28 protein-coding genes and 1 pseudogene are annotated in these 24629 nt (G+C 43.2%); 19 read left to right on the top strand and 10 right to left on the bottom strand.

Going from position 1 to position 24629, the window contains the following annotated elements:
* The first annotated feature begins 64 nt into the window (after window positions 1-64).
* From asnB to LC065_RS19055, 7 genes and pseudogenes are all read left to right on the top strand, one after another.
* On the top strand, window positions 65-1906 hold the full coding sequence (asnB, locus tag LC065_RS19085) for an asparagine synthase (glutamine-hydrolyzing) (RefSeq protein ID WP_226588044.1): 1842 nt from the start codon (window positions 65-67) through the stop codon (window positions 1904-1906).
* Between the two features lie 673 nt (window positions 1907-2579).
* A pseudogene (nagE, locus tag LC065_RS19080) lies at window positions 2580-4506 on the top strand (N-acetylglucosamine-specific PTS transporter subunit IIBC).
* Window positions 4499-5680, top strand: a complete 1182-nt coding sequence (nagA, locus tag LC065_RS19075; RefSeq protein ID WP_226588048.1) for an N-acetylglucosamine-6-phosphate deacetylase — start codon at window positions 4499-4501, stop codon at window positions 5678-5680. Before nagE ends, nagA begins: the two are co-directional and overlap by 8 nt.
* Entirely contained in the window at window positions 5680-6417 is a 738-nt protein-coding gene (gene nagB, locus LC065_RS19070) for a glucosamine-6-phosphate deaminase (RefSeq protein ID WP_306163633.1), read from the top strand. Before nagA ends, nagB begins: the two co-directional genes overlap by 1 nt.
* Window positions 6418-6422: 5 nt before the next feature.
* Window positions 6423-7145 carry a GntR family transcriptional regulator gene (locus tag LC065_RS19065; RefSeq protein WP_226588052.1) on the top strand — a complete coding sequence of 241 codons (723 nt, stop codon included), beginning with the start codon at window positions 6423-6425 and terminating at the stop codon, window positions 7143-7145.
* 10 nt (window positions 7146-7155) lie between these two features.
* Window positions 7156-7806 (top strand): sugar isomerase domain-containing protein, encoded by a 651-nt coding sequence (locus LC065_RS19060; protein WP_306163632.1) that lies wholly within the window; start codon window positions 7156-7158, stop codon window positions 7804-7806.
* A gap of 261 nt (window positions 7807-8067) precedes the next feature.
* The gene (locus LC065_RS19055; protein ID WP_226588056.1) at window positions 8068-9480 is read left to right on the top strand and encodes an alpha-amylase family glycosyl hydrolase; all 1413 of its coding nucleotides are present in this window, start codon (window positions 8068-8070) and stop codon (window positions 9478-9480) included.
* A gap of 127 nt (window positions 9481-9607) precedes the next feature.
* Here the strand turns inward: LC065_RS19055 and LC065_RS19050 are convergent, their stop codons facing one another.
* The gene (locus LC065_RS19050) at window positions 9608-10525 is read right to left on the bottom strand and encodes a DUF4349 domain-containing protein (RefSeq protein ID WP_226588058.1); all 918 of its coding nucleotides are present in this window, start codon (window positions 10523-10525) and stop codon (window positions 9608-9610) included.
* Between the two features lie 250 nt (window positions 10526-10775).
* Window positions 10776-11636, bottom strand: coding sequence for a DegV family protein (locus LC065_RS19045; protein WP_226588060.1), 861 nt, complete (start codon window positions 11634-11636; stop codon window positions 10776-10778).
* 181 nt (window positions 11637-11817) lie between these two features.
* On the opposite strand from LC065_RS19045, the gene LC065_RS19040 reads away from it, so the two are divergent.
* Both LC065_RS19040 and LC065_RS19035 read left to right on the top strand, forming a co-directional pair.
* Complete coding sequence (locus LC065_RS19040; RefSeq protein ID WP_226588062.1) at window positions 11818-12666, top strand: YitT family protein; 849 nt, start codon at window positions 11818-11820, stop codon at window positions 12664-12666.
* A gap of 63 nt (window positions 12667-12729) precedes the next feature.
* Window positions 12730-13644 carry a BsuPI-related putative proteinase inhibitor gene (locus LC065_RS19035; RefSeq protein WP_226588064.1) on the top strand — a complete coding sequence of 305 codons (915 nt, stop codon included), beginning with the start codon at window positions 12730-12732 and terminating at the stop codon, window positions 13642-13644.
* A 28-nt stretch (window positions 13645-13672) separates the two neighbouring features.
* Here LC065_RS19035 and LC065_RS19030 read toward each other — a convergent pair whose 3' ends face one another.
* Window positions 13673-13936, bottom strand: coding sequence for a NifU N-terminal domain-containing protein (locus LC065_RS19030; protein WP_089654261.1), 264 nt, complete (start codon window positions 13934-13936; stop codon window positions 13673-13675).
* Between the two features lie 133 nt (window positions 13937-14069).
* Here LC065_RS19030 and LC065_RS19025 point away from each other — a divergent pair, with 133 nt between their 5' ends.
* Window positions 14070-14897, top strand: coding sequence for a DUF2785 domain-containing protein (locus tag LC065_RS19025; protein ID WP_226588066.1), 828 nt, complete (start codon window positions 14070-14072; stop codon window positions 14895-14897).
* Between the two features lie 17 nt (window positions 14898-14914).
* On the top strand, window positions 14915-15340 hold the full coding sequence (locus LC065_RS19020; protein WP_226588068.1) for a hypothetical protein: 426 nt from the start codon (window positions 14915-14917) through the stop codon (window positions 15338-15340).
* Between the two features lie 32 nt (window positions 15341-15372).
* Here LC065_RS19020 and LC065_RS19015 read toward each other — a convergent pair whose 3' ends face one another.
* From LC065_RS19015 to LC065_RS19000, 4 genes are all read right to left on the bottom strand, one after another.
* Entirely contained in the window at window positions 15373-15918 is a 546-nt protein-coding gene (locus LC065_RS19015) for a DUF6944 family repetitive protein (protein WP_226588070.1), read from the bottom strand.
* A gap of 374 nt (window positions 15919-16292) precedes the next feature.
* Window positions 16293-16502 carry a DUF3813 domain-containing protein gene (locus LC065_RS19010; RefSeq protein ID WP_226588072.1) on the bottom strand — a complete coding sequence of 70 codons (210 nt, stop codon included), beginning with the start codon at window positions 16500-16502 and terminating at the stop codon, window positions 16293-16295.
* A 2-nt stretch (window positions 16503-16504) separates the two neighbouring features.
* Window positions 16505-16651 (bottom strand): hypothetical protein, encoded by a 147-nt coding sequence (locus LC065_RS19005; RefSeq protein ID WP_226588074.1) that lies wholly within the window; start codon window positions 16649-16651, stop codon window positions 16505-16507.
* Window positions 16652-16745: 94 nt separating this feature from the next.
* Window positions 16746-17564, bottom strand: coding sequence for a Cof-type HAD-IIB family hydrolase (locus tag LC065_RS19000; protein WP_226588076.1), 819 nt, complete (start codon window positions 17562-17564; stop codon window positions 16746-16748).
* A 182-nt stretch (window positions 17565-17746) separates the two neighbouring features.
* Here LC065_RS19000 and LC065_RS18995 point away from each other — a divergent pair, with 182 nt between their 5' ends.
* The 5 genes from LC065_RS18995 to moaD all read left to right on the top strand — a co-directional run bounded on the left by LC065_RS18995 (window position 17747) and on the right by moaD (window position 20326).
* Complete coding sequence (locus LC065_RS18995; RefSeq protein WP_226588078.1) at window positions 17747-18511, top strand: alpha/beta fold hydrolase; 765 nt, start codon at window positions 17747-17749, stop codon at window positions 18509-18511.
* A 104-nt stretch (window positions 18512-18615) separates the two neighbouring features.
* Entirely contained in the window at window positions 18616-18900 is a 285-nt protein-coding gene (locus LC065_RS18990) for a metal-sulfur cluster assembly factor (RefSeq protein WP_089654274.1), read from the top strand.
* A 174-nt stretch (window positions 18901-19074) separates the two neighbouring features.
* On the top strand, window positions 19075-19593 hold the full coding sequence (mobB, locus tag LC065_RS18985) for a molybdopterin-guanine dinucleotide biosynthesis protein B (protein WP_226588081.1): 519 nt from the start codon (window positions 19075-19077) through the stop codon (window positions 19591-19593).
* Window positions 19590-20051 carry a molybdenum cofactor biosynthesis protein MoaE gene (locus LC065_RS18980; RefSeq protein WP_226588082.1) on the top strand — a complete coding sequence of 154 codons (462 nt, stop codon included), beginning with the start codon at window positions 19590-19592 and terminating at the stop codon, window positions 20049-20051. Before mobB ends, LC065_RS18980 begins: the two co-directional genes overlap by 4 nt.
* Window positions 20048-20326 (top strand): molybdopterin converting factor subunit 1, encoded by a 279-nt coding sequence (gene moaD / locus LC065_RS18975; RefSeq protein WP_306163631.1) that lies wholly within the window; start codon window positions 20048-20050, stop codon window positions 20324-20326. The genes LC065_RS18980 and moaD overlap by 4 nt, the downstream gene beginning before the upstream one ends.
* A 22-nt stretch (window positions 20327-20348) precedes the next feature.
* On the opposite strand, the gene LC065_RS18970 is transcribed toward moaD, so the two are convergent.
* Window positions 20349-21167, bottom strand: a complete 819-nt coding sequence (locus LC065_RS18970; protein ID WP_226588086.1) for an undecaprenyl-diphosphate phosphatase — start codon at window positions 21165-21167, stop codon at window positions 20349-20351.
* Between the two features lie 195 nt (window positions 21168-21362).
* The gene (locus tag LC065_RS18965; protein WP_371933374.1) at window positions 21363-21542 is read right to left on the bottom strand and encodes a YjzD family protein; all 180 of its coding nucleotides are present in this window, start codon (window positions 21540-21542) and stop codon (window positions 21363-21365) included.
* Between the two features lie 132 nt (window positions 21543-21674).
* Here LC065_RS18965 and LC065_RS18960 point away from each other — a divergent pair, with 132 nt between their 5' ends.
* Both LC065_RS18960 and LC065_RS18955 read left to right on the top strand, forming a co-directional pair.
* On the top strand, window positions 21675-22196 hold the full coding sequence (locus LC065_RS18960; protein ID WP_226588087.1) for a hypothetical protein: 522 nt from the start codon (window positions 21675-21677) through the stop codon (window positions 22194-22196).
* Window positions 22197-22283: 87 nt separating this feature from the next.
* Window positions 22284-23228 carry a BMP family ABC transporter substrate-binding protein gene (locus tag LC065_RS18955; RefSeq protein WP_226588089.1) on the top strand — a complete coding sequence of 315 codons (945 nt, stop codon included), beginning with the start codon at window positions 22284-22286 and terminating at the stop codon, window positions 23226-23228.
* A gap of 73 nt (window positions 23229-23301) precedes the next feature.
* Here LC065_RS18955 and LC065_RS18950 read toward each other — a convergent pair whose 3' ends face one another.
* A complete protein-coding gene (locus LC065_RS18950) occupies window positions 23302-23481 on the bottom strand; it encodes a hypothetical protein (RefSeq protein ID WP_226588091.1) in 180 nt (59 codons plus the stop codon).
* Window positions 23482-23674: 193 nt separating this feature from the next.
* Between LC065_RS18950 and LC065_RS18945 the strand changes: the two genes are divergently transcribed.
* Window positions 23675-24613, top strand: a complete 939-nt coding sequence (locus tag LC065_RS18945; protein ID WP_226588093.1) for a beta-ketoacyl-ACP synthase III — start codon at window positions 23675-23677, stop codon at window positions 24611-24613.
* Window positions 24614-24629 lie beyond the last annotated feature (16 nt).

The following is a 24629-nucleotide window of genomic DNA, read 5'->3' as shown; positions in this document are numbered from 1 at the left end:
TGTAAAAATCCAGCGCCGGAGCGTGACTTGCGCATTTCGTATGGAAAAAGGATGGTGAGGCTAGATGTGTGGAATTGTCGGATGGATTGATGCATCACATAAAACAGAGGAAAAAGCTTCAATATTGGATCGAATGGCAAACACGTTGCAGCACCGCGGACCAGATGACTACCAGAAATGGGTAGAGGGACCTGCTGCGTTCGGTCACCAACGTTTAATTGTTGTAGACCCTGCCGGAGGTAAACAACCGATGATCCGCAAGGCCAAGGATGAAGAATACATTTTATGCTATAACGGTGAGCTTTACAATACAGACGATGTTAGAGACCAATTAAAGGCAAAAGGTTGGACGTTTCAATCTCATTCAGACACCGAAGTAGTGCTCGTCAGTTACATGGAATGGGGAACGGCATGTGTCGACTATATGAATGGCATCTTTGCATTCAGTGTCTGGGAGAAAAACCGTGAACGCCTTTTTCTTGCTCGAGACCGCTTGGGGGTCAAGCCGCTTTTTTACAGTGACAGAGGTGACGGGGTCATGTTCGCCTCTGAAATGAAAGCCATATTAGCCCATCCTGATGTGTCATCTGCTGTGGACAGCAACGGTCTCCATGAACTCTTATCCTTGGGACCATCGAGAACTCCCGGGGAGGGGATTTTCCAAGAAATCAATGAAATCCGCCCGGGTCACCGAGCTGTCTTTGAAAATGGGAAACTAAAGGTCGATAGGTATTGGAACGTAAAGAGTGCTCCTCATGAAGATTCATTCGATGAGACGGTTGCGCGTGTACGCGAATTATTTATGGATGCTTCTCAGCGCCAGCTCGTTTCTGACGTGAAACTTGGAACATTTTTATCAGGAGGCGTCGATTCAAGTGCCATAACGGCCGTGGCAGCTGAAAAATATAAACAAGATCAGTTAGGTGCGCTGCAGACGTTTTCCATCGACTATAAAGATCAAGAGAAATTTTTCAAAAAGAATGCGTTCCAACCAGACCGTGATGAAGCGTTCATCAATCTAGTCAGTGCTCAAAATCAAACCAAACACTCTGTGATGGAAGCAAGGACAGAGGATCTTGTTTCACGTTTGAAACGGGCAGTAGAACTCCGCGATCTGCCGGGTATGGCAGATGTGGACTCATCATTATTGTGGTTTTGTGAGGAAATTAAAAGTCACGTGACCGTCGCCTTATCCGGAGAATGTGCGGATGAGATCTTTGGAGGGTATCCTTGGTTTTACCGAATAGAAGATAAAGAGAGAAAAGGATTTCCATGGATTCGCTCCCTTAATGAGAGGGTTACCCTTGTCCGTCAAGACTTAAAAGAGGATATTGATATTGAATGGTATATGTTGAAGCGATACCAGGAAACCGTTGCAGAAACACCGCTGCTTGCAGGTGAAGATGAAGATAGTAAAAAGCACAGGCAAATGTCATACCTGAATATGAACTGGTTTATGCAAACTTTACTGGAGCGGAAAGACAGGATGAGTATGGGGGCAAGTCTTGAGGTGCGTGTCCCTTTCAGCGATCACCGCCTTGTTGAGTATGTATGGAATGTACCATGGAGCATGAAGTTTCATAATGATCAGGAGAAAGGTCTTCTGCGTCAGGCACTCCGTGGAATTCTACCGGATAAAGTACTCTTCCGGAAAAAGAACCCGTATCCGAAGACCTTTCATCCTGACTATACGAAGGCTGTTTGTACATGGATGGAAGAGACACTTGCGGATCCGAATGCTCCGCTCTTTGATATTTTTGATCGTGATCAAGTGCGGAAGTTGAATGATTCGGAAGGGAAGTCGATTGATACACCTTGGTTCGGTCAGCTAATGACAGGGCCGCAGCTCATTGCTCATCTTTGTCAGATTGACCACTGGCTCAGAACCTACAAAGTCACCTTCTAACCAAACCGCCCAAGCCAGGGCGGTTTTTTCAATTCCTCCAATCCCAGAATTGCTCCCTTTAGTTGAAGACTCAGTTTCGAGATGTTTCCGTGGTTCGTTGCCATAATGAGCGTTAGGGGTGGTTGGGAAGCAGCTCGCTTTCCTGCGGGGATGACGGCAAGCCTCCTCGAGCTCCGCTCTGTGGGGTCTCGCCAGCCAATCCATTCACGCGGGAGTCTCTCAGCTTCCCAACCACCCCATTCATTGTTGTGAGAAACGAACCCCTATACCATGTTGGATTGTCTTCCGCTATCCCACTGTTAGAAGCATAAAGCCTCTGTATTAAGCTCTCAGGATTCAAACACCTGGTCATGGGGGTGTTTTAACCTTATACTCCCACCAAGCTGAATGCCTGCATATTCTAGAATTGGTTTCGGGACACTCATACGGCCAAGGGGCGAACGGTTTCCCGGAGCCCCTACACGCACACAAACATCCCGAAACTGAGTCTTCCACAATCCTTCCATATTCTTTAATAAGGTTAAATCATAGAAATGTGTAGAAAATGTAGGTAAGGAGAATATCTTATTTTTTATAGAATATTCAAACATCACTTACTGGTATAGACAACTAGAAAACATGGTGGTAAGATAACTTCAGTAAAACGTTTTCAATTTGAAGGAGGTTAGCGACAATGCTAAGTTTTTTACAACGAATAGGTAAATCATTAATGTTCCCAATCGCTACATTGCCGGCTGCGGCTTTGCTTGTGCGATTAGGGATGGAAGATATGTTGAATATTCCGTTTATAACGGCAGCTGGTAACGGGATTCTCGGTAATTTGGCTCTTATCTTTGCTATTGGTATTGCGATGGGGTTTGCGAAAGATGGGAATGGGGCAGCTGCTTTAGCGGGTGCTATTGGTTACTTGGTCTTGGATGGTGGAATAGAAGCTATAAATAAGGACGTGGATATGGGGGTTTTTGCCGGCGTAATTGCTGGTGTGATCGCCGGAATGTTGTACAACAAGTACAATGATGTGAAATTCCCGGACTTCCTTTCTTTCTTTGGAGGTAAACGCTTCGTTCCGATCATCACCTCAGCAGTTATGGTCGTGCTTTCCTTTGTATTCGGATATGTATGGGTGTATCCACAAGCTGTTCTTGATTCTACGGCAAACTGGATTTTAAACGGTGGAGAACTTGGAGTTGGTGTCTATGGTGTGCTGAACCGTCTTCTGATTCCGGTTGGATTACACCATGTCATGAATGCATTAATCTGGTTTGACTTCGGTACATTTACGACAGAGGCTGGAGAAGTTGTGCGCGGGGAAATCAATCGTTTCCTAAATGGCGACCCTTCCGCTGGTTACTTCCTGGCTGGCTTTTTCCCTGTCATGATGTTCGGATTGCCGGCTGCCTGTCTAGCTATGTATGCGGCAGCAAAAAAAGAGAGAAAAGCAGCGGTCGGAGGAATGTTTTTGAGTATTGGTTTGACATCCTTTATTACGGGGGGTTACCGAACCAATTGAATTTTCTTTCATGTTCCTTTCTCCACTTTTATATGTCGTTCACTCCTTGCTGACTGGTGTGTCGATGATTCTTGCATTTGTGTTTGATGTCAGACATGGTTTTGGTTTTTCGGCAGGTTTAATTGACTTCTTACTGAACTACAATATTGCACAGAATCCGTTCACTCTGATTTTAATTGGATTATTTATGGGAGCGATCTACTTCCTTATTTTTTATTTCCTTATTATCAAACTGGATTTGAAAACACCAGGGAGAGAAGACGAAGAAGTGGAAAAGGAATCCACTGAAACAGAAAGCAGTGATTATGATGCGAAAGCTTCCTACTATCTCCATGCGTTAGGTGGTCCTGAAAACATAGAAACGTTAGATTATTGCACCACTCGTCTCCGCCTTGAAATGAGAGATCGTGAGAAAGTCAATGAAAAAGAGTTGAAGCGTCAAGGAGCACGTGGAGTCATGAAACTTGGAAAAAGGAATCTTCAAGTGATTGTAGGTACTTCTGTCGAGTTTGTCGCGGATGCAATGAAAAAACAAATGGAACATGGATATCACCTTCCTAAAGGTGTACAGGATGAACAAGTTCCAGCTGTAGAGAAAGTTCCATCTAGAAAAGTAAAAGAAGAAGATTTTCAAATGCCGTTGAATGGTAACGTACTTCCTCTCTCTGAAGTCCCGGATGATGTTTTTGCCCAAGGGATGATGGGACCAGGTTTTGCCATCGACCCGTCTGGCGATACTTTTCATTCACCTGTGAATGGGAAGGTCCTTCAAGTTTTCCCGACAAAACATGCCATTGGGCTTGAACTGGAGAATGGACTGGAAATGCTGATGCACGTTGGTTTGGATACGGTTAAGTTGAATGGAGATGGGTTCGAAGCACTTGTTGGATCTGGGCAAAAGGTGAAACAAGGAAAGCCGTTGCTGCGTGTGGATCTTGAATTTGTCAAAGCGAATGCGCCTTCGATCGTGACACCGTTCATCTTCACAAATGCGGAAGGAGCTACTGTGGAACTTTTGAAAAAAGGATATTTGGAAAAAGGACAAAAAGGGGTAATGAGAGTAGAGGAAGGAGGCAAAGGAAATGAGTGATTTGGTCATTTCGAATGTAACCGTTGTAATGGAAAACGGGACGATTCCCTCTGGTTCTGTGACAGTGAGTGATGGGAAAATAGAAGAAATTCAGGAAGGGTTCGTCATTAAGGAAGGGGATTCTGTCATTGATGGGAAAGGCAGAAACCTTACGCTCCTTCCAGGATTCATTGACGTACACATCCACGGGGCGAATGGTCATGATGTGATGGACGCTACTGAAGAAGCATTGCGTGGGGTGGCCGTTCAGTTACCTAAGGAAGGAACGACGAGTTTTCTTGCCACAACCATGACACAATCAAAAGAGAGAATTACTCAAGCCGTCACAAATGTGGGAACGTATATGGAACATCAGCAAAGAGATGGACAAGCGGAAGTTCTTGGCATTCATCTCGAAGGTCCCTTTATTTCACCGTCAAAAGCGGGGGCGCAGCCTGCGGAGCATATTACCGAACCAAGCCTCAGCCTTTTTGAAAATTGGCAGAAAGATAGTCAACAACAAATCAAACTCGTAACCTTGGCTCCTGAATTGGAGGGCGCTCTTCCCTTTATTGAAGAGGTCAGGAAAAAAGGTGTCATCTGTTCATTGGGTCATAGCGAGGCCACTTTGGCCGAAGCGAATGAGGCGGTTGATAAAGGCGCGAGTCATGTGACACATTTATACAATCAAATGAGTGGTCTACACCACAGGGAACCGGGCTTGGTTGGAGCAGCATTAACGAACCGGGAGCTTCTCGTTGAGATGATTGTCGATCACATCCACATTCATCCAGAAGCAGTCCGGTTAGCTTATCAAATCCTTGGGAGTGATCGAACGATACTAATTACAGATGCGATGAGGGCCAAGTGTCTTCCTGCAGGCACCTATGATCTTGCGGGACAGAATGTGACGGTGAATAATGGGGAAGCCCGCCTTTCTGACGGCACGCTTGCAGGCAGTATATTAACACTGGAAGAAGCGGCTAGAAAAATGCGCACCTTTTCTGGAGTGGATCCAGCTGAATTAGTAAAAATGACCTCCGCCAATGCAGCTCGTGAGCTAGGGGTGTATGACCGAAAAGGAAGTATTGCGAAAGGGAAAGATGCAGACCTGGTCCTTTTAGATGAAGAGGGTCGTGTAGTGACAACGATCTGCCGCGGAGTTATCAGTTATGATGGTAAGGGGGGAGCCTGATGAATGTTATTGTTGCGAATGATTATAAGGAAATGAGTCAGACAGCTTCCCAAATGATAGAAGAACAAATCACAGAAAAGCCGGATTCTGTGCTAGGATTAGCTACAGGTGGAACTCCTCTTGGTACCTACCATGAATTGATCAAGGGCTATCACGAGGGACGTGCAGATTATTCTCTTTTAAGTACAATCAATTTAGATGAATACGTCGGCTTGGCTCCTGAACATCCTCAGAGCTACCGACATTTCATGGACCAACACTTGTTTCGATTGATCAATATCGATCTTGAAAACACTCACATTCCTTTTGGTAAAACCGAGGATTTGGAACAAGAGTGCAGTCGTTATGAAAAAGTGATCGACCAGATTGGGCCACCCGATCTGCAATTACTCGGCATTGGAGAGAATGGACATATCGGTTTTAATGAACCAGGCACTTCGTTTGATAGTGAGACACATATTGTGCACCTGACCGATTCAACGCGGGAAGCCAATGCCCGTTTCTTTGAATCTATGGAAGATGTACCGACAAAAGCGATTACGATGGGCATCCGTTCCATATTGAAAAGTAGAAAAATCATTCTTTTGGCTTCCGGAGAACGAAAGGCGGAAGCCATCCTCCAACTGATCCAGTGGGAGCTTGATGAGCAGTTTCCTGCCTCTTCACTGAAAAGCCATGATGACATTACTTTAATTGTGGATAAGGATGCGTATAAGAAAGTTCAACGGAAAGGGTGAATCCTTTGTTAAAGAAAAACGTTCCGTTACCACTGTATTATCAGATTGAAGAGTATCTGAAGCAAAAAATAGAGCAAAAAGAGTATGAGGTCGGTAAAATGATCCCGTCTGAGCGTGAGCTTTCCGAGCAGTTTGAAGTCAGTCGTATGACCGTAAGGCAGGCAGTGACGAATTTGGTGAACGCAGGAGTACTTTATCGTGAAAAAGGAAAAGGGACATATGTGGCAGAAAAGAAACTCGAACAGCCGCTAAAAGGTTTGACGAGTTTTACGGAAGACATGAAACAGAGAGGAATGACATCGAGCAGTCAACTGCTAGCCTTTGATGTCATTGCAGCACCAAGAGATATCCGGGAAAAGCTGAATTTAGAAGAAGAGGAAAAAGTGTACTGTATTCAGCGAATAAGGATAGCCGAGGACAAACCTATGGCCATCGAAACTACGTTTATGCCTCAAGAATTACTGCCGAACTTAACCGAAGATATTGTGCATGGATCGATTTATCATTATGTAGAGCACGATTTAGGCATGGCCATCAGCCAGGCACGCCAGATTATCGAAGCGCGTGCTGCCGATGAGGAAGAAGCCGAACACTTAAATATTTTTCCTCATTCCCCAGTGCTTCATATTGAGCGAAAAAGCTTTCTTGCTCAAAGCGTTCCGTTTGAGGTCGTTAAATCCACCTACCGTGCCGATCGGTATAAATTCATCACGGATATTGATCGATAAGGAGTTCGAGATGAGCTATTTAACAAATGTATCCCAGAAATTGTTGGACATTGAATCTTCCCAGTTTAGTAAATTTGTTGAAGTTAGTGAAAACCTTTCACGAATCATCCAAGGAGGAGGGATTGTCCATACATTTGGTTGTGGCCACTTCAGTTTACTTGCTCAGGACGTATTCTACAGGGCGGGAGGACTTGTACCTGTGCATCCGATATGGATAGAAGAATTGATGCTGCATCGAGGAGCAAGGCAAGCTAGTGAAAATGAACGCAAATCTGGCTTGGTTCAGCCTTATTTGGAGAAGGAAGACTTGCAGAAAAAAGATGCGGTCCTCATTATTTCTACATCCGGACGAAATCCAGCTCCTATTGAAACAGCAATTTATTGTAAGGAAAGAGGTTTGTACACTGTGGGATTAACCTCTCTGGATTATAAAGAAAGTCAACATTCTCGACACCACAGTAACTACAGGATTGAGGATATCGTAGATGAGGTCATTGACATGGAAGTTCCAGTTGGGGATACGATCATGCAAAAAGGGGATCAATCCTATTCACCAGTTTCTTCAGTAGTAGGAGCGGGGATTTTACATGAGCTTATGACAAGAACGATTGAGAGAATCGCAGAAAGTGGAGAAAAACCCCCCTGTTTTCAAAAGTGGTAATGTTGATGGCTCTGACCAACATAACCAAAATGTGATGCAGGCCTACAAACGCATCTCTTTCTGAATGAGGGTTGTTGTTCTATCCAACAATCTGTAGTTTGTGCTAAATAAACACGTTCGGTTAGAAACAGACCTTCCATAGGTCTGTTTTTTTAGTTGACCTGTGTCAATTTCATGGAGAATCAGGAAGGAGATTGACGGAGGAAGGTTGGAAGGGATACTCTAGAGTGAGGTATGACATCTGTAAGGGGGACACAAAAGATGAGAAGAGCAATAATGCTGTTGGCATGCCTCCCGTTTTTGCTGGGGTTACCTATCGTGGCGGATGCTGAAAAAAGTGGAGAGAGGCAATGGCAGGATGAAAGCGTTTATTATATTGTTGTCGATCGGTTCATGAACGGAGATATGAATAACAATAATGGAGCAGATTTGGAAGATCCCAAGGTTTATCACGGTGGAGATTTACCAGGGATTGTAGATCAATTGGATTACATAAAAGAATTGGGTTTTACTACTATTCAACTTTCCCCGATTATGCAGAATGAGGGAGATAGCTACCACGGCTTCCATATTTCAGACTTCCGTAATGTTGAAGAACATTTCGGCACGATGGAAGAAGCGAGAAAAGTTGTGGAAGAAGCTCATGCCCGTGATATAAAAGTGATTTTTGATCTTCCTGTTGGATTTGTATCTGAAAACCATCCGTGGGCAGAGAATGAAGCTAAGTCCGAGTGGCTGACAGGTGAAGAGGTCTCAAGCGAGCATCCGTGGTTTGATCAATTGCTTCAAGTCGATGTAAATCAGAAAGATGTAGGCACTTACTTCAAAGAAACAATGGATTATTGGAAAGAAAAAACAGGGGTAGATGGTTTCAGGACCATCACGAATGATTCGGATTTAAGTGAAACGTCCTTACAGGATGATTCACTCATTGTGTACAACTCATCAATCAGAGAAGGTCATACGTTCAGAGAAGTGACTAGAGAGGCTTTTAGTCAAGCTGGAAACACTTTAAACAATCTTTTAACAGAAGAAGATCTTACACAACCGCATCTGCTTGACTTTTATGACGTGTCCCGTTTTACACATGAAGCTGTCGAAGAAGGACAAAACCCTATCACAAGGTGGCAGTTGGCTTTAACGCATGTATTTACAGCGCCGGGTATTCCGGTGGTGTACTACGGAACGGAAACACCATTAGATGATGGGGGAGATCCGCAAAACCTCCCGATGATGAATTTTAAGGCCGGAGATGAAAAGCTGAAACAACGGATAGAAAAACTGACTTCAATGAGAGAACAGTTTCCAGTCCTCACCAGAGGGGATTACCGCGAAGTGTATAACGAGGACGGGCTAGCCGTTTTTAAACGCACCTATGAGGGAAATGAAATGGTTATTGCCATCAATAATGCTAAAGAGACTCGAACGATGACCCTGGAAGGGCTGGAAGATGACCACCAATTGAGAGGCTTGCTTCACGATGGTCTTGTCCGTCAGCAAAGCGATGGCACCTACCGGCTCGGAATGGAGCGTGAAACAGCCGATGTTTTTATTGTGGAACCGAATAGTGGCTACAATTGGTTGTTTATAGGATTCGTAGGTGGAGTACTCTCCTTGTTTGTCCTAGCAGTCATCGTGATCAGCTTGAAGAATCGTAAAGCTGATACAACGTAAAAAAACAGGCCCCATGTAGGCCTGTTTTTTTTGAGTATGTTTTTGCCGCTTTATCTGTTCAACGTCAACGTCTTCTATATCTTCTTTAGTGTCTTCCAACCCCAAACGTACAACTTGTGGAAAGGGGTTATTGGTCAGCAGACTCGCCCTTTCTTTTCTTGCGACTCCAGATCCATAAGGCGAGGACAAGTAGAACGGGAACAAGGACTGGTGAGTAACCTATTGCTGCTACGAACAGCCAGGAAGCAACATTTGCTATCCCGTTGATACTGTTGAAAAAGGCTTGTTTTGTCCGCTCCCATGTGTTCAAGTCTTGCTGATCGACACCACCAACGATGACTTTGGTTTCAGTAAAGGAAATGGTTATAGTGGAAAAGTCACTTTGATTTTCTAAGTAGTTCATCTCCCCCTTAAGAGATTCAATGTCTGATTGGACGCGTTCCAGATCCTGAGATATTTCCACTAGGTCTTTTGTTGCGCTGGCTTCTTCCAAAAAACTTAGAAGTCTTGCTTCGATTTCTTCCTTTGCTTTTAACCTGGATTCAAGATCCACATAGTTCTTCGTCACGTCTCTACTATTGATATTCCTGGATTTGATTTGGTCTGATATATTTTCGAACCCACTTAGCATGGCCTCAAAATTTGGTTGAGGGACGCGGATCCGAATATGACCCTGCCTGTTTCCACGTTCGGTCCTGTGAACATTGGTTTCCACCATATAAGCTTCATATTCATTCATTTGTGTCTGAAGGTTCTCCTGGAACATGTCAAAATCTTTAGTTTCAATATCGATGTGTGCTTCGTAGATCATCATTCTCTCTTGCTGAGCTTCCGTTTGCTCTGTTTCATTTTCTGCTGCTTCCGTTAGCCCCGTTTTCGGTGCATCTTCTGTATCTGTGTCCAACGAGTCATTGGTACGGTCCAAAGTACTTTCATTAGTCGATTCTTCACTTGTAATCTCTCCGCTGCTGTCTTCTCCGCTGCACGCCGCGAGCAGCATGATGAGGGTGAAAATAAGTAAGATCATTTTTCTTTTTCTGGACATAAAAAGACCCCCTAAATTAGACTTGGCAAGGCAAGAGGTGGAATGCTCCATTGAAGAGCATCCCAAACCTCCCTGCGCCTTTAGTTATCCGGCGTCAGTGTCCAGACACTCGAGACATAAGTCCTTCCACTCTGTGGCAAAAAACGCCACGACGTGGCCTGACTTATGCTTGTCGTGTCTACCAGGACACTTCCACACTTAACTTATTATTCGTAATTAAGGGAGTAGGGTTACATGTATTTGGGAATGTTTATTTATAAGTGTCATTCAAGAAAAACAGGGCAATGGTGCCGGGTCCGGAATGGGCTCCAATGGTTGCTCCCACATAATCAATGTGGATTTCTTTTGTGCCGTAGGTTTCTTTGATCATTTCCGCAAGCTGTTCGGCTCGTTCCAAGTCATCTCCATGGCTGATGGCCATCCGTTGGTTTTGGAGGTCTGCTCCACGCTCATCCATAACTTCGAGCATGCGCTTCATTACTTTTTTCGAACCGCGGATCTTTTCAAGAGGAATAAGTTTTCCATCCTCCATATGCAAGAGTGGCTTGATTTTCAATAACCCTCCTACAAATGCGGCTGTTCGACTTACACGACCTCCGCGCTGTAAGTATTCCAGGTCATCGACTGTAAAGATGTGTTCCATATGAGCGGAGTGGTATTGTCCAAGTTCAAGCACTTCATTGTAAGAAGCACCATCCTTTGCCATTTCTGCGGCTCTTAGAACAATGAGCCCGTAGCCAAGCGAAGCGGCTTTTGTATCAATGACATCAAATTGGGCGTTCTCATATTCTTCTTTTACTTCTTGTTCAATCATTTTTGCCGTTTGGTATGTACCTGATAGTTCGGAAGAGAAAGCAAAATAAATGAAAGGCTGACCTTTTTCAGCTAAGGTAGTGAACGCTTCTCGAAAAGCTTGAGGGGATACTTGGGCCGTTTTAGGTGCTTCTCCATTCCGCATCCGGTCGTACACTTCTTTTGGAGTGATATCGATGCCGTCTTCATATTCTTCGTCGTTAATGATGACTTTTAATGGTAGGGATTGGATGGAAAGTTTCTGGAACATTTCTTGGTTCAAATCACTTGCAGAATCACACAATACTTGTAAATGCATACGCGTCACCTTCTATTTTATAGGATGTACTTTTAGTTTAGGCACAAAACGTGAGATAGTCAAAATATACTGGACGCAAACCATTCGACAAAACTTTACATGATTCTACCAAAATTATCTTGATTTTACTCTACTACGGTGATAAAAATGAATAGATGAATTTAGGCTAGGAGGTTCGCTTGTGTTTACTGTTGAAATAAAACGTATATTGATTGTTCTGTTCGGCGCCGTGTTAAATGCGGTTTCGCTGAATTTATTCTTGATTGAAGCTAATGTTTATGCGAGTGGGTTTACGGGGGTTGCCCAGTTGCTCACAAGTATTCTGAATGATTTTGCCGGGATCCCGATTAGTACAGGTATTCTACTATTCTTACTTAACATTCCGGTCGCCATTCTTGGTTGGTTAAAGGTAGGAAAGGGTTTTACCGTTTACAGTGCTATTTCAGTCGCTTTTACCACATTATTTCTTGAATTGATTCCTGTCCAGCAACTATCTGAGGATATCATTCTGAATGCAGTGTTTGGTGGAGTCATCGGCGGAATGGGTGTGGGAATCACCTTGAAATGGGGTGCCTCCACCGGTGGTCTCGATATTGTAGCGATGGTACTGTCCCGGATGAAAGACCGCCCGATCGGCATTTATTTTCTTATACTTAACAGCGCGATTATTGCTATTGCAGGATTACTGTATGAGCCGGAGAATGCGCTCTACACTTTGCTGACATTGTATGTGACGACACGGGTCATTGATGCGGTTCACACACGTCATGAGAAACTGACGGCGATGATTATTACATCAAAAGCAGCCGATTTAGAAAAAGCGATTCACGGACATATGGTGCGTGGAATTACTACGTTGCCAGCTAGAGGAGCTTTCACTCAGCAGGATAAGAATATGCTTGTCATGGTCATAACCAGATATGAACTGTACGATTTGCAACATATTATTCAGGAAGTCGATCCTCAAGCATTCACAAACATTGTGCAAACGACTGGTATTTTCGGTTTCTTCAGAAAAGATGACCAATAGTGAAACCTTTTCCATAAACAAACGACTCATGTAATAAATAGAAAAAAATAGAGGAGTGGGGTCATGAAAAAGTTTTTGGCCATTTTATTAGGAACCATGGTGCTTTCGTTAGCAGCATGTGGAAATGAAACAAAAAATGAAGCGAGTGGAGAAGAAAAGGAGGATCAGATGACGGAGGAACCATCTGAACAGGAACCAGAAGTGGATATGGAGGCTCTTATTGAACAAATGGCCATGGACGCGACGATTGATACGACAGCAGACACGGCAACCTTCAACTTTTCCTTAGAAAATGCGGGGGACGAGCCGGTCACGCTAGGATTTACTTCCAGTCAAAAGTATGAAATTCAGGTCAAGAATGAAGCGGGAGAGAGTGTGTACACCTTCTCTGCTGATAAAATGTTCACCCAAGAATTGACGACAGAAGAATTGTCTCAAGGGGATGTCTTTGATGTGAAAGAAACGTGGACGGGAATTGAAAAGCCTGGAACTTATGAAGCAACCATGACTTTTCTTGTGAATACGATCAATGACCAGCCATTGGATGCGAATCCTTTCCAAGTGACTCAAAGCTTTACGATTGAAGAGGACACAGAAAAGGACGAAGAGTCAGCGGAAGAAGGCTCTGAAAAAGAAACCCCAACATCTCACCATGATGGAGATGGCCAGGCTTTCCGTGATCTTACTGTCACAGGAGAAAATGGTTCCTATGTAGTTAAAGGAGAGGCACGTGTGTTTGAAGGAAGCTTCATGTACAGTGTCGAAGACGGTCATAATGTGCAAGTAGAACCAACAGCCTTCCAAGTCGATGAAGGTGCTCCTTCATGGTCTACATTTGAGCTTGAGATTGATATTCCTGAAGAAGACCTTCCGATGTTTGGGACACTGACCCTTACATTGTTTGAAGAAAGTGCACAAGATGGAAGTCCTACGAATGTGAATTACATCCCATTAGAAAACTTCCAACCGGAAGAATAAAAAAATCCGCCATAATGGCGGATTTTTTTTAATAACCGTATTCTTCTAGTGTACTCATTACTTTAGGAGTCAATTCGTCCCAGTCGGCTTGAGGGAGCTTATTGACTGTGATGAAGTTTTGGAAGCCGAAAACGTTATCAACGCCGTCAAGTTCCATCAAGTCATTCATGATTTTGTGTTCACTTGTTTGACCAGGCATGACAGACACGCTGCCGTCCCCTTGGAAAATCATAGACTCAGTCGTAAATTTACGTGCATTAGGATTTGGTGTTTCCTGTACTTGAATTGCCATAATAGTGTCCTCCTCTGTTACGTCTCCTCTTATTTTATCAAAAAATAATAACCTTCAAAACTCTGAACCTCTTGGATATATGATTGCCCTATATCTGTGGTACAATGAGAGCAATGTTTAGGAGGTGTGTGCGATGGAATCAAGATTGATTGAAGTGTTACAGCCGATCAAAGATAATGATTACACGCTGCCTGAAGGTCAAAACTTACAAGAGCTCACCACTATGATGCTACAAAAAATCGGATCTGTCCATCCTGTATTGCGAGATGATTTGATCCATTCTATATTTACAACGTTTATTGAACGCGGTCATTATTCAAATGAACAGTTAAAGAATATTTTGCAGTCTGTTTTGAACAAAAACTATTTATTTTACCGAATCGGAACATCAAAAAAAGAAGAGGATGCTGTGTTTAAACGTAGTTTTTCCGTATTGCTCATTCCGCCCATCATGGAAAAGCACAGACATTCCCCGTTTTTGAAGGAAGAAGAAGTCCATCGTGTATGGGATCACTTGAAAAAATATATGCAGCAGGAAAAAGATCATCGCGGATATGTGAAAGATAAAGGGTGGGCCCATGCGATGGCGCATGCGGCTGACGCGATCTATAGTGTCGCTGCCTGTGAAGAAATAACAAAAGAAGAAATTCTCGAGATGCTGCCTGTAATCCGAAATCAGTTCCTGATCGACCATCCGTATCTTTTTGACGAAGAGGAGCGGATGGTGACAGCGGTCATGCAAATGTTTGGTAAGATCAGCCATGCGGAGCGGGTCGGATGGCTGGAAACATTGCTTTACGTCCGGGACACCTGGCAGGACCCAAATGAGGATATCATCATCAATAACAGCAAACACTTTATGAGAGCTCTTTACTTCCGTATGCTCGAAGGGGATTATCGAGAGCTCAGACAGGTTTTAGAGATGCTATTAAGGGAACTTAGGAAACAGGAAGCTTACTAAAACCTTGGAGGATGCTTATGATTCGATGGGGAATCTTTATAGGAACAACATCGGGTGTTGTTCTTGGTTTGTATATGTGGTTTGTAGAGAAAATAACAGGGAAGCAAGTGTACACCTTGCTTATGAATGTGGATTTTATCCCTGTGATTGGTGACATTGAATGGCCTGTTTTCATGGAGTGGCTTTTCCATATGATTATTTCCTGGATCATCGGTATCCTATATAGTTATGCCTTTATGCATAAGTTGAAGGAAACCAATCACAACCGTTGGGGACTCGCTATTCTCCTTACAGCCATTGCTTCCACCACCTATGTACCCCTGACAATACTAGCCATTAAAGAGACCCCTGCTTTGACAGATGGGACAGCGATTCTGTATTGGTTGATTGGGCATGTCCTATATGCATTCACATTGAAAAAGTCTTATTATCGATTCGAGTAAAAGGCCGGGAATACTCCCGGCCTTTATGTATTTTATGCTCGGCTCCGTTCCTGTTTAGTAATAGCAAGGGCTACAATAATGGCTCCAATTGCCTGTATCCAACTTCCAAGTGCAGAAAAATGGCTGGCGTCCATTTCTTTCAATTCACGTCCTGCAGCAATAGCCTGAATAGAATTTCCAACGACTTGTAATAAATCTCCATTTAATTTGTACACATTCGTCAAAGAAGGATCCGCCTCGTAGGTTTCAGAAAATCCAACAACTCCCCCTAGTGCTTGTAACAAATTTCCTTTTATAACAAGGTTCAGACCGGTGCTTCTATCTAAATCCCCTAGAATACTGTAAATGATCGTAGAGTTTCCTGCTGCTTGAATGATATTACCTGAAGCAGAGAGGATAGAGTCTGAATCATTCGCAACAACTCCATTTCCCGTGGCCTGCAGGGTATTCCCGATGAGATCAAGACCTTCACCATCGTCACCAGTATTGGCATGGATCGACGCATTTACCGCTGAAGCAACTGTTCCCGCTGCAACAATCCAAGAGCCGATAAGGGTTTGGTCGTTCTTACTGCCCATGTTTATTCCTCCTCTCTTTATGGTACTCCGGAATGGTCTGATGGTGATAAGGAAAAGAGGAGGATAGCCTAATGTAAGCGCTCGACATAACGAATTTAGTAAAGAGAAAAAAGGGTCAGTATGATGAAAAGTGAAAATGTCAATAAATACATCGAAGCGCCCGATTGTGCACTCAATCGGGCGCTTCGATGTATTTAGAAAATCATTAGGGGGTACTCATTATATACCCGATAAGAAAAGTTTATAACTTCATAAATGAAAACACCTATTATTACTCATGGTTCTTCAACAATATGGCAGAAGTTTTCAACAAAACGAAACTTTTATTGAAAAAGGATCAGGCCGTTTGTAAACGGCCTGATCCTCTACGATGGTTATCGTAAGTTGTTATGGTGAGTTTCCACTTCTTGTTCAAACTGCTGTAGCTGTTGTTTCTCTTCTTGAGAACATTGGCTATAGGCAGACTGAATCGCTTGTTTCGCGGCTTCCATATCATTTTGGCTAGTCGCGTCGTGTTTGCCCCCACGTCTTTGTGTGAAACGGTTGACCGCATCGCGCGCGTTTTCAAAAAGGTTTTTCTCCATGGTTAAAACCCTCCTACCGTATGCTGGTCAGCTTCGACTTCTTTACGATTCGCTTCTGAAAGTCTTTTCGGCTCCATCTCGCTCTCGTCGAATTTTCGAACTTCTGTCCAGCGATCCTGTTTACGATTGGTTTTCTTTTGCTGCTCCATGACAAGACCCTCCTGTCATAAATAAGCCTGAACGCTTTCACGTTCAAGCTTAGTATGGCAGAAGGGCCTTTTTTTACGCGAGGAAAAATGTACCTTATATTGCACGCTTATTAATTTTTAAATAATCATCGAGGAATGCACCGATTCCATCTTCTTCGTTGGTATGAGTGACATGATTAGCAAGGTCTTTCAGTTCATTGATGGCATTTCCCATCGCTACGCCCACTCCGGCATATTCAATCATCTCAAAGTCATTGTCTTCGTCACCGAAGGCGATAATCCGATCATTTGGGACGTGAAAGTATCGAGCGATTTTATCCAACCCGACAGCTTTGTTCATGCCTGCCCGCACGATTTCAATGACATGCCAGGGAGCACCCCATTTACGGTGATCGATTAAAGAAGCATGATCGTCCAATTCATCGCGGAGCCTTTGAATTTTGTCTTCTTCCGGATGGATGAGGATGGATGTCGGGTCTTCTTTCAAGTTTGATTGAAGGCGCCCGACGGTAATGGAATCGTTTTTTGTTTGGAAAATACTCATGATTTCCTCGTCATATTGATCCAGATACACATCATCTTTCACTTCAGCGAGAATGTTTTTAACACCGAGTTCATGACAGGTATGAATGATCTTATGAGCGGTACGGATCCCTAATGGAGAGTGAATGGCATCCCAACGGTGGTCTCTCGGATGGTGAATCAGCGCCCCGTTGAAATTGACCATAGGTGTCTCAAGCCCGAGTTCATGATAATAATCGATGCTCGCCCTGTGTGGTCTTCCTGTCGCTATGACTACGATGTGACCTTGTTCCATAGCCTTGAGGACGGTATTTTTCGTTTTTTCACTAATGACTTTATTATCGGTTAATAATGTTCCATCTAAATCTAATGCAATCAAATGTCGTTCCATAATCTTCACCTCATTTGTATGTATAGTTTATCGGGGAGAGCGGTTGATTGTAAAGAATTTCCCTAGTGAAAACCTAACACTTTCCAATTAAAGATGGCAGTGTTACGATACATATTATATAAACTATTTATAAACACAACTTAAACAAAACGTAAAGTTTTTGGAGAAAGGAAATAGGAACAATGATTGGGATTTACCGTAATACTTATAAAAATGTACCTGCTCTAACTGTTGTCGATTCCACGATACAAGATCAGCCATTGCCTGTGTTCATTTATTTCCATGGATTTACCTCTGCAAAAGAGCATAATTTACCCCAAGCATATCTCCTTGCTCAAAAGGGGTACCGGGTCATTCTTCCTGATAGCGCTCATCATGGAGAACGTGACGAAGAGCTGCCGAAGCAGGAACTGAACTTCAAGTTCTGGGATATCGTGTATCAAAATTTGAAAGAGCTTCAAGATATAAAAGATGAACTCGATCGCCAGGATCTAATTAAAGATCGCCGCATTGGTGTCGGCGGAACGTCCATGGGAGGCATCACGACGAGTGCTGCATTGACGATGTATCCCTGGATTCAAGCTTCTGCTGTTATGATGGGGTCGCCAAAACCAGTTGAATTTGCCCGTAAGCTCATACAGGATGTGGAAAACTCCGGCGTTTCACTTCCTTTGAAACAAGCAGACCTTGATGAATTATACAGCTCACTTGAAGGTATTGACCTTTCTAAGCAAATGGATAAGCTTTATGGACGTCCATTGTTTTTCTGGCATGGCGATGCGGATCCAGTTGTTCCATTCGATCATTCCTATGATTTCTATAATGAAGCGATTGCTCAATATAAGAACCCTGAAAATATTCGTTTTCTAAGAGAGGTCGGACGTGATCATAAAGTCAGTCGTTTTGCTGTCATAGAAATGGTCAATTGGTTGGAGTTAGTATTGTAACCAGTGGGAATATTTTATTCTCTTTGAAATTTTGTTTATAATAGAGTTTGAAGAATTGTGAAGGGGGAACTAATGTGAGTACAACTGCACTTGAAGAAAATGCAATGGGTGCCCTTGAGAATGTCATTGACCCTGAGCTCGGCATTGATATCGTCAACTTAGGATTGGTCTATGGCGTCGATATAGATGACAATGGCGATACAACGGTAACGATGACTTTAACGGCGATGGGCTGCCCGCTTGCGGGTCATATCGAACAGGATGTCAAACGATCTCTCGCTGACTTGCCTGAATTGAATGAAATTAAAGTCAATATCGTTTGGAATCCACCTTGGACCAAAGATCGTATGAGCCGTTATGCGAAGATAGCTCTTGGAATTCCAGATTGATTTATGGAAGATATGCCCCTGCCGTATCAACGACGGTAGGGGTTTTTACATAACAAAGGAAGTTAGATCCGGCGAAGAGCGTTGTCTTTTCTGTTCCGTTCGCGGTCCAGTGCACATCATCCAAGCCCCATTGTTATTGAACGTGTGCGAGTGATTACCAAGGAGGGAAGACGAATGGCCGAAACGCCGGTTTTTCAAATTGTCGGTTACAAAAACACTGGAAAGACCTCATTGCTCTCAGATTTAATTGCCTATGGAACAGACCGTGGTGAGAAAGTTGCTGCAATCAAGCACCATGGTCATGAGGAACCGCTGAAGGTCATGCATCTTGATACAGATAGTTATCGTCTGCATGAATCGGGCGCATTTTTGACAGGGGTGGACAGCCCACGGAGATTTCAGCTTGAATTATCTCACGAAGATGATTTTCCGCTCACGCAACTCGTGGAGATTTATGAGCATTTCTCTCCTGATCTAATTGCTGTGGAAGGATACAAGCAGGATCACTACCCTAAGGCGGTCATTATAAAAAGGGAAGAAGATCTTCCTCTGCTTGGCCAGTTGACGAATATCCAATTAGTCATTTGCTGGGATGAGCGCATGATTGATCAAATATCTTTTCCTGCCATATCTCTCAAAGAGTGGAGAAAGCGCTTACCAGAAGTCTACCGTCTAGCGAAGGAGGGGGCATGATGGAACAATGTTGTTGGATTACAACAGAACCTCTTGAGATTGAAGAAGTAACAAAAAGGGTAATCAGAAGAGAGGCGGGTGCCGTGAATACATTTATTGGCACTGTAAGAGAATTTACGAAGGGCAAACGGACACTTTTTTTGCAATATGAGACATATAAAGATATGGCTGAAAAGAAGCTGGAACAGATTTCCAAAGAAATCGAACAGCGATGGCCGAGTGCAGAAGTAGCCATAGCCCACCGGATCGGACGTCTTGAAATTACGGATATTGCTGTAATCATTGCTGTTTCCACTCCCCATCGGAACGACTCTTATGAAGCCAGCCGCTATGCAATAGAAAGAATCAAGGAGATCGTCCCCATTTGGAAAAAGGAACATTGGGAAGACGGTGAAGAGTGGATTGGAGATCAAAAAGAGGTCCGGCCGGGGGTTCCGTTAAAGGAGGAAATCAGATGAATACACTCTTATTTTTTGCGGGATTGAAGGAAGCGATTGGAACGGATGAAGTGAGGTTGGCTGCAGCAGGTATGACTTTAGGAGAGGTAAAAGAAAAAGTGCGCTCCGAATATTCGCTCGACCAAGTGAACAATTGTATGATGGCAGTCAATGAAGAGTTTGCTCCTGAGGATACAACCATCACAGAGGGAGATATTATCGCTTTTATTCCTCCGGTTAGTGGGGGGTTAAATCCATGCAGTCATTCTATAAGAAAAAGCCAGTACAACCATTAGAGTTGTACTGGCTTTTTAAAATTTATAAGAATAGCACGACAAGTCCACCTACGATAAAACAGTAAAACGCAAAGTATTTCAGATTGCCACGAGCCATGATGCCCATGAACCATTTTAATGAGAAATACGAAGCGACGACAGATCCCGCAAAGGCCATAATATAAGCGAACCAGGCATTTTCAGCACTTGCGTGATGAATGACATCTTCAATGGATAGTAGCATGGTGCCGAGACTGACAGGGATAAATAACAAGAACGAGAAACGCAGAGCTGTTTCTTGTTTCATTCCTAAAAACATAGCGGCAACAATCGTTGCTCCTGAGCGGCTTATTCCCGGTATCAGAGCGACTGCTTGTCCAATCCCAACAATCAAGGCATCCTTCCACGTTAATTGTCCGTCGCCTTTACGTCCTCTCATGTTACGAATTAACCAAAGGGCAATTCCTGTGATGATCAAGGTGATGCCTACTGTTTGAACGGTAGATAAAACTTCAATAGCATCTCCTAGAAGAACGCCGAGCACCCCAGCCGGAATCGTTCCTATGATTAGATAGATGATGAAATCAAAATCATCTTTCTGCTGTTGATCGCGTTGGCTGCGATGGAATAAGTATCCGAATCCATTTTGAATCAATCGAATGAGATCTTCCCGGTAGATGATTAAAACCGCTACAAGAGACCCAAAGTTCACTAGTACCTCAAAGGTAAGTCCTTCCAGTTCAACCCCTAGTAATTCCTGTGCAATGACCAAATGGCCACTGGATGAAATCGGTATTGGTTCAGTAAATCCTTGAAAGATCCCCAAAAATAAATATTTAATAATCAACCATAGTTGTTCCATACTATTTGTTCCTCCTGCCCGTCTGTATTCCTTTTGTATATCTATATTTCCTATTTATGTTGATAGAACAATTGTGAGTTTGTTCACGTATTCTCCGATTATAAAGGAACCTTGTGCCTGTGGCTAGAGGAGGATTTCATCATTTTCCAAATGAAAAACGTTGCCTCCCGAAGGATAGCAACGCTTGAGTGTGGCTTATGCTTCTTCTTCTTTGATGATTCCTTCCCCAAGAACAACTGCAGCAAGGGTGAAAAGAATTGTCATAATGATGACTTGGGAGAAAGCGAAACTGCTCCCAGCCATGTTACTGACTACATAAGCGGCCATTAAGCTCAATAGGAAAGCCCAAATGATTGTCCAAATCATCCGCATCATTATTCACCTCATTTTATACACAATCTATCCTTATCATATCAGAGAGTACATGAAAAGGAAATATGAAATCGCTTCATGATTGAGGTTTCCATTGAATAATATGTAGGAAGACAAGGAAGAGGAGGATAGCCTATGATGGTGACCATTAACCCTTGCTTTCATTGGATTGGATATCATTTGACGTCAAGTCTTCTTCAAGAAGGAATCGAAGTCATCGGTATCGACCCCATCGTGGATTCGAAGAGTGATCTACTATATATGTATGTAGGCAGAAATAGTAATTTTCAGCATTTTTTTCAACGAAGTGATAAAGAAAATCATGTCCAACAATCGAATGATGAATGGGAAGTGGACTTGGTCGATGACGGCCTGTTAGTCAGGCAGGGAGATACAGAAAGGGATTGGATTGAAATCCCCCTTCTCTATGGTGAATGGATGGATATCTGTAAGACAGGGGCGAAGGAAAAAGATGAGCTTCTCCAATGGATTACGGATCAACAGGCGACCTACATTGGAGACTTTATGGATACTTTCCTAAAAAGCTTTTTAGATCAGCAACCGTTTCGCCTAGAAAAACGAGCGGATGATAAGGGGATCGTTAAAGAAAGAGTGGAGGCATTGTGGCGGTGTGAGTTGCTGCTTCAGAGAATCTAATGCTTTCAATGTTGGTCATTTACTTTTGTCATGAAAAAAATGTAGAATAGGGAGAGGATATAAGTAGGTACTTAGGAGTGCTTGAATGTGAAATTACAGTCCATCATGATCCTCTCTCTATTATTTTTCCTTGTCGCATGTCAAGGTCTTCCGGATTATAAAAAAGATATAAAAGTCGGCATGCTTGTCGAAACGACCATTCATGATAAAGCATGGGGACAGCAGGGATACAAAGGATTGCAAGCCATCCAGGAGGAATATGGAGTAGACATTTATTTTAAAGAAGGAATACGCACATATAAACATACCGCCGAGGCAATTGATGAGTTTGCCGCCAAAGGCATTGACGTGATCTTCGGTCATAGCAGCTTGTATGGCAATCACTTCAGGGAATTGCATGAGGTTTATCCTGAGATGGATTTCGTCTACTTTAATGGCCAATTCTCAGCGGAAAATGTAACAAGCCTCAATTTCGATGCACAAGCCATGGGATTTTTTGCAGGCATGATAGCCGGGGAGATGACACAATCGGATCGTGTTGGAATCATTGGAGCATTTGAATGGCAACCAGAAGTAGAAGGTTTTTATGAAGGTGTGATTCATCAAAACCCGGAGGCCGAAGTCGACATTTCACTTACAAACAGCTGGGAAAATACAGAAATGGCCCTCATGTATTATGAATCGATGAAAGAAGAGGGCGCGGATGTTTTTTATCCAGCCGGAGATGTTTTTAATGTTGCGGTCATTGAACAGGCGCAAAATGACGGGCGTTATGCCATCGGTTATGTAGAGGACCAATCTTCCGTTGCTGAAAATACGGTGCTCACAAGTACCGTCCAAAAGGTAGATGAAGTTTATAAACTAGCGATGGAGCGTTATATGAACGGAGACTTACCTGGGGAAATGCTTACGTTCGATTTTCAGGAAGGCGCAATAAAAATGGGGGAATACAGCCCAACTATTCCAGAAAAATTCCGTAGTAGAATGGAAGAAGTCGTAGAAACTTATAAAGAAACAGGAGAACTTCCATAAAGAAACCTCTGAAGCAGATAAACAGCTTCAGAGGTTTTTTTATGAATTCAAGTCAGTTTTAGGGAACTAATCTTTATTTCTTGAACTTATCCATCATTGGTTTGATCATCGGTGACACGGATTTCCATGTTTTTGAAGCTTCTTGAAAGAGATCATTGAGTTTCGGTTGCGAATTCTTCGTCCCTTCGTTTTCTTCTTCTTGCTGACGGAATCCCCAAAAATCATCAAATGGGGATGACTTTCTTTTGCCCATACAAGCACACCTCCTCTGTTACAATTTATGAAAGAACGCCCTGTATTTTGTAGGCAGGTACAACAGAAAATAAAAAGAAGTACGAGTTCAAGGATCCTCTGTTAGAAAACTTGCAGATTAGTCCAAGATGAATTAAAATTAGTACCAAGTCATAAGAATTGATATTAGATATTACCTTTAAGGGGATGAATATATGAATGCAGGATTCTTGGGCATTGGACACTATGCGCCTGAAAAAGTTCTGACGAATAAAGACTTGGAGAAAATGGTGGATACGAGTGATGAGTGGATTCGTACACGAACAGGGATTGAAGAACGTCGCATCGCTGCAGATGATATGGATACTTCTGACCTAGCTTTTCGTGCAGCAGAAGAAGCTTTGAAAGATGCGGATATGAAAGCAGAGGAGCTTGATATGATCCTCGTTGCTACAGTTACACCGGATACACCATTCCCATCTGTAGCTGCCATGCTTCAACATAGGCTTGGTGCTAACAAAGTGGCGGCTATGGACTTAAGTGCCGCCTGTGCTGGGTTCATGTATGGTGTCATCACAGCTAAGCAATTCATTGAAACGAATGCCTACAAGAATGTTCTTGTCGTAGGGGTTGAGAAACTTTCTAAAATTACAGATTGGACCGACCGTAACACATGCGTTCTTTTTGGTGATGGAGCAGGAGCCGCAGTCATTGGACCGGTTAGTGATGATAAAGGAATTCTTTCCTTTGAACTTGGGGCAGACGGATCGGGTGGACCTCACTTGTATCAAACACCTGAGGACACATTGTTTATGAATGGTCGTGAAGTATTCAAGTTCGCGGTGAGACAAATGCCTGAGTCCTCGGTCAATGTTGTTAAAAAAATTGGACTGAGTGAACAGGATGTTGACTATTTAGTGCCACACCAGGCGAACATAAGAATAATGGAAGCGGCAAGGCAACGCTTAGGAATCCCTGAAGAAAAAATGTCTACGCAGGTGAAGCGTTATGGGAACACATCTTCAGCGTCTATTCCAATCGCTTTGTCAGAGGACGTGAAGGCAGGTAAGATTAAAGAAAATGATCTAGTCGTTCTTGTCGGATTCGGTGGCGGGCTCACATGGGGAGCCGTTGCCCTTCGATGGGGTAAGTAACCAAGGAGGAATAAAA

Source organism: Halobacillus litoralis (genome assembly GCF_020524085.2).
GTDB lineage: Bacteria > Bacillota > Bacilli > Bacillales > Halobacillaceae > Halobacillus > Halobacillus litoralis_E.
Note: the sequence above shows the minus strand (reverse complement) of the source record. Positions and strands in the feature narration are given on the sequence as shown.

Coding starts and splice junctions, on each gene's coding strand:
- LC065_RS18990 (WP_089654274.1), top strand. CDS start 18,616: ATGGGTGCCCTTGAGAATGTCATTGACCCTGAGCTCGGCATTGATATC.
- LC065_RS18960 (WP_226588087.1), top strand. CDS start 21,675: ATGATGGTGACCATTAACCCTTGCTTTCATTGGATTGGATATCATTTG.
- nagA (WP_226588048.1), top strand. CDS start 4,499: ATGAGTGATTTGGTCATTTCGAATGTAACCGTTGTAATGGAAAACGGG.
- LC065_RS19000 (WP_226588076.1), bottom strand. CDS start 17,564: ATGGAACGACATTTGATTGCATTAGATTTAGATGGAACATTATTAACC.
- LC065_RS19050 (WP_226588058.1), bottom strand. CDS start 10,525: ATGTCCAGAAAAAGAAAAATGATCTTACTTATTTTCACCCTCATCATG.
- LC065_RS19010 (WP_226588072.1), bottom strand. CDS start 16,502: ATGGAGAAAAACCTTTTTGAAAACGCGCGCGATGCGGTCAACCGTTTC.
- LC065_RS19005 (WP_226588074.1), bottom strand. CDS start 16,651: ATGGAGCAGCAAAAGAAAACCAATCGTAAACAGGATCGCTGGACAGAA.
- LC065_RS19055 (WP_226588056.1), top strand. CDS start 8,068: ATGAGAAGAGCAATAATGCTGTTGGCATGCCTCCCGTTTTTGCTGGGG.
- LC065_RS19035 (WP_226588064.1), top strand. CDS start 12,730: ATGAAAAAGTTTTTGGCCATTTTATTAGGAACCATGGTGCTTTCGTTA.
- LC065_RS18950 (WP_226588091.1), bottom strand. CDS start 23,481: ATGGGCAAAAGAAAGTCATCCCCATTTGATGATTTTTGGGGATTCCGT.
- LC065_RS18980 (WP_226588082.1), top strand. CDS start 19,590: ATGATGGAACAATGTTGTTGGATTACAACAGAACCTCTTGAGATTGAA.
- LC065_RS19025 (WP_226588066.1), top strand. CDS start 14,070: ATGGAATCAAGATTGATTGAAGTGTTACAGCCGATCAAAGATAATGAT.
- LC065_RS19020 (WP_226588068.1), top strand. CDS start 14,915: ATGATTCGATGGGGAATCTTTATAGGAACAACATCGGGTGTTGTTCTT.
- LC065_RS19030 (WP_089654261.1), bottom strand. CDS start 13,936: ATGGCAATTCAAGTACAGGAAACACCAAATCCTAATGCACGTAAATTT.
- LC065_RS19045 (WP_226588060.1), bottom strand. CDS start 11,636: ATGCATTTACAAGTATTGTGTGATTCTGCAAGTGATTTGAACCAAGAA.
- LC065_RS18945 (WP_226588093.1), top strand. CDS start 23,675: ATGAATGCAGGATTCTTGGGCATTGGACACTATGCGCCTGAAAAAGTT.
- asnB (WP_226588044.1), top strand. CDS start 65: ATGTGTGGAATTGTCGGATGGATTGATGCATCACATAAAACAGAGGAA.
- nagB (WP_306163633.1), top strand. CDS start 5,680: ATGAATGTTATTGTTGCGAATGATTATAAGGAAATGAGTCAGACAGCT.
- LC065_RS18970 (WP_226588086.1), bottom strand. CDS start 21,167: ATGGAACAACTATGGTTGATTATTAAATATTTATTTTTGGGGATCTTT.
- LC065_RS19060 (WP_306163632.1), top strand. CDS start 7,156: ATGAGCTATTTAACAAATGTATCCCAGAAATTGTTGGACATTGAATCT.
- LC065_RS19015 (WP_226588070.1), bottom strand. CDS start 15,918: ATGGGCAGTAAGAACGACCAAACCCTTATCGGCTCTTGGATTGTTGCA.
- moaD (WP_306163631.1), top strand. CDS start 20,048: ATGAATACACTCTTATTTTTTGCGGGATTGAAGGAAGCGATTGGAACG.
- LC065_RS18965 (WP_371933374.1), bottom strand. CDS start 21,542: ATGATGCGGATGATTTGGACAATCATTTGGGCTTTCCTATTGAGCTTA.
- mobB (WP_226588081.1), top strand. CDS start 19,075: ATGGCCGAAACGCCGGTTTTTCAAATTGTCGGTTACAAAAACACTGGA.
- LC065_RS18995 (WP_226588078.1), top strand. CDS start 17,747: ATGATTGGGATTTACCGTAATACTTATAAAAATGTACCTGCTCTAACT.